The organism is Pseudomonas sp. AGC41, from assembly GCF_057334555.1.
In genome coordinates, this window is sequence record NZ_JBHFJB010000116.1 from 16,304 (window position 1) to 26,512 (window position 10,209).

Consider the following 10,209-nt stretch of genomic DNA (forward strand, 5'->3'; position numbering starts at 1 on the left):
CGCTCCCACAAGAGATTATTGGGTGGGGGCATTTCGCGATCGGTCGCCTGAGGCTCGAATTGCTGCGGCAAAGCCCTATAATGCGCGCCGGTTTTTGGGGTAATGGTCATGAGTACAGAAGATCCACGGTTCGCCGGCATCGCCCGTTTGTATGGCATCGAAGGCCTGGAGCGCCTGCGAGCGGCGCATGTGGCGATTGTCGGTGTCGGCGGCGTCGGTTCCTGGGCGGCGGAAGCCATTGCCCGTTGTGGCGTGGGCGAGATTTCGCTATTCGACCTGGATGACGTCTGCGTCAGCAACGCCAATCGTCAGTTACATGCCCTCGACAGCACCGTCGGCAAGCCCAAGGTAGAAGTGATGGCCGAGCGGCTGCGGGGGATCAATCCCGATTGCGTCGTCCACGCGGTGGCGGACTTTGTCACTCGCGACACCATGGCCGAGTACATCACGGCGGACATCGATTGCGTGATCGACTGCATCGACAGCGTCAACGCCAAGGCTGCGCTGATCGCCTGGTGCAAGCGCCGCAAGATCCAGATCATCACCACTGGCGGCGCGGGCGGGCAGATCGACCCGACGCTGATCCAGGTCTGCGACCTCAATCGTACGTTCAACGATCCGCTGGCCTCCAAGGTGCGCTCCACCTTGCGTCGCGATTACGGCTTCTCGCGCACAGTGACCCGTCATTACAGCGTGCCGTGCGTGTTCTCCACCGAGCAATTGCGCTATCCGAAACCGGACGGCAGCATCTGCCTGCAGAAGAGTTTTGTCGGCGATGGCGTCAAGCTCGACTGCGCCGGCGGGTTTGGCGCGGTGATGATGGTCACCGCGACGTTCGGCATGGTCGCGGCGACCAAGGCTGTGGACAAGATCGTGGCGGGTGTGCGGCGGCCGGCGGACCGGCTTAAGCCTGAGCCGTAACAGCTTTTGTGGCGAGGGAGCTTGCTCCCGCTGGGCCGTAAAGCGGCCCTGAAACCGGGCAACGCGGTATGTCAGCAGATTGAGTGGGCTACTTTTGGGACTGCTGCGCAGTCCAGCGGGAGCAAGCTCCCTCGCCACGGTTATTGCGCCAGCTCGAACATCCGCTTCAACACCGCATTCAAGCCATTGCTGCGCGACGGCGACAACTGCCGTGACAACCCCAACTGATTGAACCAGTCCGGCAAGTCGACCTGACGCAAATCCTCAGCCGCCAACCCGTTGACCCGCGCCAGCAACAACGCCACCAACCCGCGTATCAAGCGCGCATCGCTGCTGGCGGAGAACTGCCAGTGCCCATCAAGCAACCGACCCACCAGCCACACCTGGCTTTCACAGCCGTTGACGAGGTTGGCCTCGCACTTGTCTGCATCGCTCAGCGGTGGCAAGCGATCGCCCCATTGCATCAGCAGCCGGGCGCGTTGTTCCCAGCCGGAGGCGTCCTGAAAAATCCGCAATGCCGCAGCGGCATCGGCAGGCAGGCTCATCGCAGCATCTCCAGGGCCTGATCCAGCGCCTCGAAGAACCGCTCGATATCGGCGGAGTCGTTGTACAGCGCCAGCGACACCCGAATCGCCCCGGAAAGCTTCAATTGCTTGAACAGCGGCATCGCGCAATGATGCCCGGCGCGCACGGCAATGCCTTGCTCCGTCAACAGATGCGCCAGATCAGCGTTATGAACGCCTTCGACGCCGAAGCTGACCAGCGCCAGCTGTGGATTGCCCACCAGCCGCACGCCGTTGCGCGCCAGCAGGCCGTGAAGCAGATAATCGTGCAGCGCGGTTTCATGGTCGATAACCGCCTGCCCGTCGAGATCGGACAGGTAGTCAAGCGTCGCTCCCAGGCCGATCACGCTGGCGGTGGGCGGCGTGCCGGCTTCGAAACCCAGCGGCGCCGGGCGGAACGTGGCGCTGTGGTAATCAGCCGTTTGCACCATTTCGCCGCCGAACTGCCAATGCCGCAGTTGGGCGAGGGCGTCGGTACGGCCGAACAGCACGCCCAGGCCTTCGGGACCGTAAAGCTTGTGGCTCGAAAATACATAAAAATCGCAGCCCAGCGCTTCCACATCATGGCGACCGTGGACCACGCCCTGGGCGCCATCGACCACTGTCAGCGCACCTTGCGCCTTGGCCATTGCCAGCAGCGCCGGCACCGGTTGCCAGGTGCCAAGCACGTTGGACAACTGGCTCACCGCCAGCAGGCGGGTGCGCGGACCGATCAGCCTGGTGGCGGCCTCTGTATCGATCACTCCGCCGGCATCCAGGGGCAGCACCACCAGCGCCAGCGAGCGGCGCTCGGCCAGTTGCTGCCAGGGCAGGAGGTTGGCGTGATGCTCGAGGGCACTGATGACGATTTCATCGCCTGGCTTGAACAGGTGTTCCAGCCCATAGGCCAACAGGTTCAGCGCCGAAGTGGCGCCGTGGGTAAACACGATCTGGCCGCAATTTCCCGCATTGAGCCACTGGGAAACCTTGAGCCGGCTGTCCTCGAACGCCTGGGTGGCCAGTGCACCGGGCAAATGCTGCGCCCGGTGCACGTTGGCCGTGCCATTGGCGTAGTAATGCGCCAGGGCGTCGAGCAGGGCTTGGGGTTTCTGTGTGGTGGCGGCGTTGTCCAGATAGGTCTGGCCTTGCCGTTGCAGGGCGGCGAGGGCCGGGAAATCGGCACGCCAGGGGGATTGAATCAACATGCTTTCGGGCCCTGCTGGAGTTACGCCGGACCCTGTGGGAGCAAGGTTGCTCCCACAGGTGAGGTGTGAGCGGTTCAGTTATGCGCGTGCAGTGCTTCGTTCAGCTCGATGGCCGACTTGTGGGTCTTGCATTCCACTGCGCCGGTCTCGGAGTTGCGCCGGAACAGCAGATCCGGCTGGCCGGCCAGGTCGCGAGCCTTGACCACTTTGACCAGTTGGTTGTTCTCATCCAGCAGCGCGACCTTGGTGCCGGCGGTCACGTACAGGCCCGACTCCACGGTGTTGCGATCGCCCAACGGAATGCCGATACCGGCGTTGGCGCCGATCAGGCAGCCTTCGCCAACCTTGATCACGATGTTGCCGCCGCCCGACAGGGTGCCCATGGTCGAGCAACCGCCGCCCAGGTCCGAGCCCTTGCCGACGAACACGCCCGCCGAGACCCGGCCTTCGATCATCCCCGGACCTTCGGTACCGGCATTGAAGTTGACGAAACCTTCGTGCATCACCGTGGTGCCTTCGCCCACATAGGCGCCCAGGCGCAGGCGCGCGGCGTCGGCGATACGCACGCCGGCCGGAACCACGTAGTCGGTCATCTTCGGGAATTTGTCCACCGAGAATACTTCCAGCAGCTCGCCACGCAGGCGGGCTTCGAGCTGGTGCTCGGCCAGTTCGCTCAGGTCGATCGCGCCCTGGCTGGTCCAGGCCACGTTCGGCAGCAGTGGGAAGATGCCGGCCAGGTTCAGGCCGTGGGGCTTGACCAGGCGATGGGACAGCAGGTGCAGCTTGAGGTAGGCCTCAGGCGTGGAGCTCAGTTGCGCATCTTCGGCCAGCAGCGTGGCGACCAGCGGCTTGTGGCTTTCAGCCAGGCGGGTCAGCAGCTTGGCCTGTGCGGCGTCGACGCTGCGCAGCGCTTCAGCCAGTTGCGAGGCCTGGGCCGTGGTAAAGATGATGGCCTGGTTGCCTTCGCTATAGCCAAGAATCGGCGCGATGGCGGCAACGATTTCGGCCGACGGGTTGAGCAGTGGTTGGGCGTAGAAGACTTCCAGCCAGGCGCCTTCACGGTTTTGGGTGCCGACACCGAAGGCCAGACTGAACAGGGTAGTGGACATGAAAATTACCTCAACAAAATGGACTGGGCAGGCTTACTTGATCTCTGCCGCATAGATCTCTGGCTTGAAGCCAATCAGGGTTCGGTCACCGAGATCGAGCACCGGGCGCTTGATCATCGAGGGTTGGGCGAGCATCAGTTCGATGGCTTTCATCTGGTCGAGATCGGCTTTGCGTTCGTCGTCGAGTTTGCGAAAGGTCGTACCGGCACGGTTCAACACCACTTGCCAGCCATGCTCGTTGCACCATTGGGTCAGGTGCTCACGGTCGATGCCGGCAGTCTTGTAATCGTGAAAGTCATACTGCACCGCGTGTTCATCGAGCCAGGTACGGGCTTTTTTCATCGTATCGCAGGCTTTAATGCCGAAGAGCTGTAAGTGCTTGTTTTCATTGGGCATGAATGCTCCTCCAAAACGTTCCCGGTATCGTCCTGAAAATCAGCCGACGATTATGCCACGTCGTTCCACTGCGTGCCTCGACTGTCGGCGGATCGGGCGGTGCGGAACCGATAGGACGAAGGCGACCACACAGCACAGGTGAACCCCAGCACTTATTTCATATAAGGGACTTTTCATGGACGCCATCTCACCGATACCGCTTCATCCATTGACGAATCAATCCGAAGAAACACTTGCACCCCAGCAACACGGCTTGCCGGCTCATTCGACAGCGGCGAGCACCGGGACCGCTGCGTCCGTCCCGATCGGCCCTGTTACGGCTGCACAGGACCTGGCAACTCGGACTGGTGCCATCAAGGCCCAGCTCACCAGGGTGTTCGAGCCCCATATCAACGGCGCCAATCGCGAGGCCTTCGAAGCACTGATCGATGATCGCTCGCGTACCTTGGCCAATGATGGCGAAACCGCTGAAAGCGTTGATGCCGTGCTGACCAAAGGCTCGCGGCTGGATCGCGCGGCCCATGACACTGTCGGGTTCGTTCGTTCGGTGCCCTTCGGCGCAGCGTCGATCGCGCTGGACTTTGCTCCGGCGGTGACCGGCAATGGCTCGATTACCGCCCCGTTGGCGCTTTCGGCGATTGCCGGCCTGGTCAGCAGCGCCACCGACACGGTTGGCAATGGCCTGATGAAACGCGCCACCAGCGATACCCAATGGTTGGTGGCTGAAAATTCCGAGCTGGAGCCGGTCATGCAAGAGGCCGCCCAGGCGGTGAAGCCGAGCCTGGGGACCCAGGCCCTCGAAGGCAGCCTGACCTTCCAGACCTTCACCGCGCGAAACGTTCTGCGTACGGTCGTCCAGCCCGTCGTGACGAAGACCGTCGATGCGCAGACGGGCAGCAGGGTGGACTCTGTAATTGCCGCCGTCGGGTCGCCGCTTTCAGGCATGGCCGCCTATGACCTGCAGCATTCCATCGATAAATCGAAACACCGGGTTGGCCCGGAATACCTGTTGGGGCGCCAGGACTGGCACCAGCGTTACAAGGACCTCAAGAATTACGGCGTAGGGAGTGCTGCGATGGGCGTTGCCAAGCGGGTCGGCAGCCTGCCGCTGGACGCGGTGCGCGACGGCAGCAAATCGCTGCAAGCCTTGGTCACGCCGACTGGCTTGGTCAGTGGGCTCGGCGCGTTGGCCGGTGGTATTACGGCGATCGGCATGGCCCAGACCGCCGCGGTCAACGCGGCCAGGAACGCCGGGTTTTCACCTGCGGGTGTAGCGGCGGCGGGCAAGGCGACTGTCACCGCCACGATGGCCCCGGTGCTTGCCGCATGGGTGACCACGGCTGTGATGACGCAGCCGATGGCGGACAAGGCTTCCGCCGCGTTGGACAGGATTTCCGCCGGTCCCGCTCATCCGGATGAGCTGCAGGGAATGTTGCCTTTGGTCGAAACGACGACGGCCGAGCAGATCGGGGAAGACAGCGACAATGAGGGCGATAGCGTCGATTTTGTCTCGGCCCGCTCGACCCTCAGTGCCGCCGAGCGAGCTGTTTAGCTTCGGATGACCGCCGGTCGTCCCTGCTGCGTGGAGGTCAGGAGCGGCCAGCGGACGACTGTGCATTGGCGCCGCTGAGGCGCGACGAATGTGCAACGGCAGCGGTTCACGTTGGCAGTTAATATGGCACTTCACCGGCCAGCTGTTGCCGGAGATGTGTATAGCTGTCATTGGAAGTCCGTTATGCAAAGCGCCTATACCGTCCTGATCCTGTTGATGCTGGTGGGCGTCTCGCGCCTGATCGGAAGGTTGATCCCGCTGCCATTGCCCCTGGTGCAGATCGCTGCTGGCGCCGTGCTGGCCTGGCCGTCGCTGGGGCTGCACGTGGCGCTTGATCCTGAATTGTTCCTGTTTCTGTTCCTCCCGCCGTTGCTCTTCTCCGATGGCTGGCGCATGCCCAAGCGCGAGCTGTGGCGCCTGCGCGGGCCGATCCTGACGCTGGCGGTCGGGCTGGTGTTGTTCACGGTGGTCGGCGCGGGTTACTTCATTCATTGGTTATTGCCGAGCATCCCGTTGCCGGTGGCATTCGCCCTGGCGGCGGTCCTGTCGCCGACCGACGCCGTGGCGGTCTCGGCGATTGCCCGGGAGCGTTTGCCCGCGCCCTTGATGCACATGCTCCAGGGCGAAGCATTGATGAACGATGCGTCAGGCCTGGTGACGTTCAAGTTCGCCTTGGCAGCCGCCATCACCGGTGTGTTTTCCCTGGCCAATGCCAGCCTGACGTTTGTTCTGGTCGCGCTCGGCGGCCTTCTGGTGGGCGTGGCCTTGAGCTGGCTGGTGGGTCGCTTGCGGGCCTGGATGGTCGCCCGTGGCTGGGACGATCCGGCGACCCACGTGGTGTTCATGTTGTTATTGCCGTTTGCGGCCTATGTGCTGGCTGAACGCTTGGGCGCATCGGGGATACTTTCGGCGGTGGCCGCGGGGATGATGCAGAGCTGGCTGGATCTGCTGCCGCGCCAGACCGGGACAAGGCTGCTCAATCGCAGCGTCTGGGCGCTTCTGGAGTTCGCCTTCAACGGCTTGATTTTCCTGCTGCTGGGCTTGCAGCTGCCGGACATCATCAAGGCCGTGACCAGCCACGAGCCGACGTTGTGGCCCACGTTGTTCTATCGCTGCCTGGATGTGGTGGCGATTTTCCTGGTGCTGCTAGTGCTGCGGTTTGTCTGGGTGCAGAGCATCTGGCGCCTGTCCGGGCTGTTGCGCGGCTGGCGCGGCAAGGGCGAGCTGACCCTGGTACCCACGGCGCGCTCTTGCTGGTTGCTGACCTTCGGCGGCGTGCGCGGGGCGGTAACGCTGGCGGGCGTGCTGTCGGTGCCGTTGCTGTTGGGGGCGGGCGGGGCGTTTCCCGAGCGAGACTTGCTGATCTTCATCGCTGCCGGTGTGATTCTGCTGTCACTGGTCGCCGCCTGCATCGTCTTGCCCCTGCTGTTGCGCGGCGTCGAGAAGGGCCCGGACGACAAACACCGTAGCGAAGTCCGTGAGGCCTGGCGCAAAACCGCTGAAGCGGCGATTCATGCCTTGGAGCTGGAAGAACCGGCCGAGGCAGCACCGCCGGACGCGGCCACGGCGGCGCTGGCGACGGAGGTCAAGGCGCGGCTGATGTCCGAGTATCGTCATCAGCTTGAGGTGTTCAACGACTCGGCCGAAGCCCAGGCGCTGGCGTTCCAGATGGACCTGCTGGAGCGCCGGTTGCGTTTGAAGGCGTACCGAGCGCAGCGCCTGGAGCTGTATCGCCTCAGTCGCCAGCACCAGATCGGCGATGACGTGTTGCGTGAGGTGCTGGCGGAGTTGGATCTGGCGGAGGCCAATTTGCGCTTGGGCAAATAAATCCCGGGCCGGCTAGAGACTTGGGTTTGATGCAACAAACGCCGGCCTCATCGCGAGCCGAACAGAATGTCCCGTTGGAACATGTCTTTGTGGCGAGGGAGCTTGCTCCCGCTGGGTTGCGCAGCGACCGCAAAATCTCAGGACCGCTTCGCGCCCCAGCGGGAGCAAGCTCCCTCGCCACAAGAGCTGGTCCAATCCTTTTTCAGGTTGAAGATTTTCCCATCCAGGTCGATAAAGAGCTCAAGACAGGAGAACCTCCCCATGCGATTCGTGCTTTTTATTGCCCTGGCCCTGAGCATTACGGGCTGCACCCGTTGGTCGATGAACCATCACATGAACCTGGCCTACAAGGCCTACGAGCGCGGCAATTGCGAGCAGGTGATGCTTGAGCTGTCCAAAGTCGACCGCGCCAGCCGTGCCCGCCGCTACATGCAACCGGAAGTCTCGATGATGCGTGGCCAATGCCTGGAGCGGCAAAAACTGTTCGTCGACGCGGCGCAGACCTACCAGTTCATCCTCACGCAATACCCCAACAGCGAGTATGCCTATCGCGCCCGCGCCCGGCTCGAAACGCTGCAGAGCCTGGGTCACTACCCGACCCGCAGCGCCTCGGCCATCCGCCCGACGGCGTTCTGAACGACGCCGCATCCAAGCCCTCGACCACGCTCCGTCGCGACCTGATGATAGGAGCGCATCCGGACTGGTCGTCAGCAGAACCTGGGCTATAGTTGTACACCTGGCTTTTAGAGTTGGAGCTCTAATAGCCAGGTGACGCCTGTACCGATGCAACAGGTCATGACGTGTTCCAGCGTCTGGCGCGGGGATCAGGGAGAGCGGGCTCGCTTGGGTTCGTTCCGAAGTGTTCGGTCGGGCCGTGAGCGGCCATTAAAAAAGCGATACAGGATATGTACAAAGAGCGCCGCATTGAACGGCATCAGTTGGCTTGTTTCCTTGAGGTGTTTAATGGCCTCAACGACAAGCCCATCGGCTTTCTGGGCAACGTCTCTGAAAACGGCCTGATGTTGATCAGTCAATTGCCGTTGATGATTGGCGCAAGCTTCGATCTGTACCTGAAAATCCCCTGTGACGATGGACTACAGCAAGACATCCGGCTGACGGCCAGATGCCTGTGGTGCCATGAAGACGTGACACCCCAGCATTTCGATGCCGGTTTCAGCCTGCAGTGGGCGTCGCCGGAGTACGGGTCGTTGGTCAGCGCGTTGCAGCAGTATTTCTGTTTTTATTCGTTGCCAGCCTCGGCTTGAGCAACCGGCTCCTGCGTGGGGCCTATGCGGTCCCGGCCTTTTTCCATGCCAGGTATTGCGTCACCAGATCCGCCCCTAGCTCACCGGGGCGCGAATCCAGGGTCGGGATCCCATGGGCCGTCAACCGCAGATGGAGTTCGGCGCGGGTGTTCAAGTAGTCCACCGTCCCGCAATAGGCCAAGGCTTCAGGCTGGGTTTGTACCGGCGCCTGACGCAATCGGTCGAGTGCTTCTTCGCGCAGACTGGCCACCAGCACCCGATGCTGCTGGCCCAGGCGTTTGACCGCAGCCAGCAGTTCCTCGTCGTCCTCATCCCGCAGGTTGGTCACCAGTACCACCAGGGCCCGGCGTTTTTGCCGGGCCAGCAATTGAGTGGCTGCGACCTGGTAATCGGCGGGCCGCTGGCTGCTGTCCAGGTCATAGACGGCATTGAGCAATACGTTGAGCTGGCCGGTGCCTTTGACCGGCGCGAGGTAGCGCGGTCGCTCACTGGCGAAGGTGTACAGGCCGACGGCGTCGCCTTGGCGTAGCGCGGTATAGCTGAGCAGCAGGCAGGCATTAAGAGCGTGATCGAAGTGAGCCAGTTCATCGTCCTGGCTGCGCATGCGCCGACCGCAGTCGAGCATGAAGATAATCTGCTGGTCACGTTCGTCTTCGTACTCACGGGCGATCGGCGTACGGTGGCGGGCGGTGGCCTTCCAGTCGATCTGGCGCAGGCTGTCGCCCTCGCGGAATTCGCGCAGTTGATGAAACTCCTGGCCCTGGCCACGGCGCTGGCGCTGGCGTATGCCGAGCTGGCTCAGCCAGTTGTCGACGGCCAATAGCTGGCCGTCATAGAGCCTGGCGAAATCCGGGTAGACGCGAGTGTTGTCGAGCGCCTCCAGCAGGCGTTTGCCGGACCACAATCCCAGCGGGCTGGGCAGGCTGATCTCGCAGTGGCTGAAAATGAAATGACCGCGCTTGAGCGGGCGCAAGCGGTAGCCGAGCTGGCTGCGTTGGCCGGGTCGAAGCTCGACCGACACGGGCAGGTCGTCGAAGTCGAGGCCACCGGGTACGTGATCGAACACCTGGATCGGTGTTGGCTGGGCAAAGTCATGGCTGATGTCCAGGCGCACTTCGCTCCAGCGCCCCAATGCGAGGCTGCCCGGCATGTGTCGCTGTATGCGGGGCGAGGGCAGGCGCCGCAGCCGCACGGCATCGAGCAGAGCCAAGGCCAGCAAGGCCAGCAGCATCCCCCAGTTGATCGACAAAAGTGTCGACGGCACCGCGATGCCCAGCGCTCGCAAGGTGCCTAGCACGATGCCGACGGCCAGCAGGATCGCGAGCCAGATGAGCAACAGGCGCGAGGGTTTCATAAGCGCATCCTTACCGCACAATTTTCCGTGGGGGGGGG

10 protein-coding genes are annotated in these 10,209 nt (G+C 62.8%); 5 read left to right on the top strand and 5 right to left on the bottom strand.

Annotation, left to right across the window (positions count from 1 at the left end; genetic code table 11):
* Positions 1 to 108: 108 nt before the first annotated feature.
* The gene (gene tcdA, locus ACE04F_RS19630; protein WP_486109262.1) at positions 109 to 921 is read left to right on the top strand and encodes a tRNA cyclic N6-threonylcarbamoyladenosine(37) synthase TcdA; all 813 of its coding nucleotides are present in this window, start codon (positions 109 to 111) and stop codon (positions 919 to 921) included.
* A 140-nt stretch (positions 922 to 1,061) separates the two neighbouring features.
* Here tcdA and ACE04F_RS19635 read toward each other — a convergent pair whose 3' ends face one another.
* The 4 genes from ACE04F_RS19635 to ACE04F_RS19650 form a co-directional block, all read right to left on the bottom strand.
* Positions 1,062 to 1,466, bottom strand: coding sequence for a SufE family protein (locus ACE04F_RS19635; protein ID WP_486109264.1), 405 nt, complete (start codon positions 1,464 to 1,466; stop codon positions 1,062 to 1,064).
* Positions 1,463 to 2,668, bottom strand: coding sequence for an aminotransferase class V-fold PLP-dependent enzyme (locus tag ACE04F_RS19640; RefSeq protein WP_486109266.1), 1,206 nt, complete (start codon positions 2,666 to 2,668; stop codon positions 1,463 to 1,465). The genes ACE04F_RS19635 and ACE04F_RS19640 overlap by 4 nt, the downstream gene beginning before the upstream one ends.
* 74 nt (positions 2,669 to 2,742) lie before the next feature.
* Positions 2,743 to 3,777 carry a 2,3,4,5-tetrahydropyridine-2,6-dicarboxylate N-succinyltransferase gene (gene dapD, locus ACE04F_RS19645; RefSeq protein ID WP_486109268.1) on the bottom strand — a complete coding sequence of 345 codons (1,035 nt, stop codon included), beginning with the start codon at positions 3,775 to 3,777 and terminating at the stop codon, positions 2,743 to 2,745.
* Positions 3,778 to 3,810: 33 nt separating this feature from the next.
* The gene (locus ACE04F_RS19650; RefSeq protein WP_486109270.1) at positions 3,811 to 4,173 is read right to left on the bottom strand and encodes an ArsC family reductase; all 363 of its coding nucleotides are present in this window, start codon (positions 4,171 to 4,173) and stop codon (positions 3,811 to 3,813) included.
* Positions 4,174 to 4,348: 175 nt separating this feature from the next.
* Between ACE04F_RS19650 and ACE04F_RS19655 the strand changes: the two genes are divergently transcribed.
* The 4 genes from ACE04F_RS19655 to ACE04F_RS19670 all read left to right on the top strand — a co-directional run bounded on the left by ACE04F_RS19655 (position 4,349) and on the right by ACE04F_RS19670 (position 8,817).
* On the top strand, positions 4,349 to 5,725 hold the full coding sequence (locus ACE04F_RS19655) for a type III effector protein RopAA (protein ID WP_486109272.1): 1,377 nt from the start codon (positions 4,349 to 4,351) through the stop codon (positions 5,723 to 5,725).
* 183 nt (positions 5,726 to 5,908) lie between these two features.
* The gene (locus tag ACE04F_RS19660; RefSeq protein WP_486109274.1) at positions 5,909 to 7,552 is read left to right on the top strand and encodes a Na+/H+ antiporter; all 1,644 of its coding nucleotides are present in this window, start codon (positions 5,909 to 5,911) and stop codon (positions 7,550 to 7,552) included.
* 261 nt (positions 7,553 to 7,813) lie between these two features.
* Positions 7,814 to 8,188, top strand: coding sequence for a tetratricopeptide repeat protein (locus tag ACE04F_RS19665; RefSeq protein WP_486109276.1), 375 nt, complete (start codon positions 7,814 to 7,816; stop codon positions 8,186 to 8,188).
* A gap of 269 nt (positions 8,189 to 8,457) precedes the next feature.
* Positions 8,458 to 8,817: a PilZ domain-containing protein gene (locus tag ACE04F_RS19670; protein WP_486109278.1), complete on the top strand. Its 360-nt coding sequence runs from the start codon at positions 8,458 to 8,460 to the stop codon at positions 8,815 to 8,817.
* 22 nt (positions 8,818 to 8,839) lie between these two features.
* Here ACE04F_RS19670 and ACE04F_RS19675 read toward each other — a convergent pair whose 3' ends face one another.
* Positions 8,840 to 10,171, bottom strand: coding sequence for a DUF58 domain-containing protein (locus ACE04F_RS19675; RefSeq protein WP_486109280.1), 1,332 nt, complete (start codon positions 10,169 to 10,171; stop codon positions 8,840 to 8,842).
* Between the last annotated feature and the right edge of the window lie 38 nt (positions 10,172 to 10,209).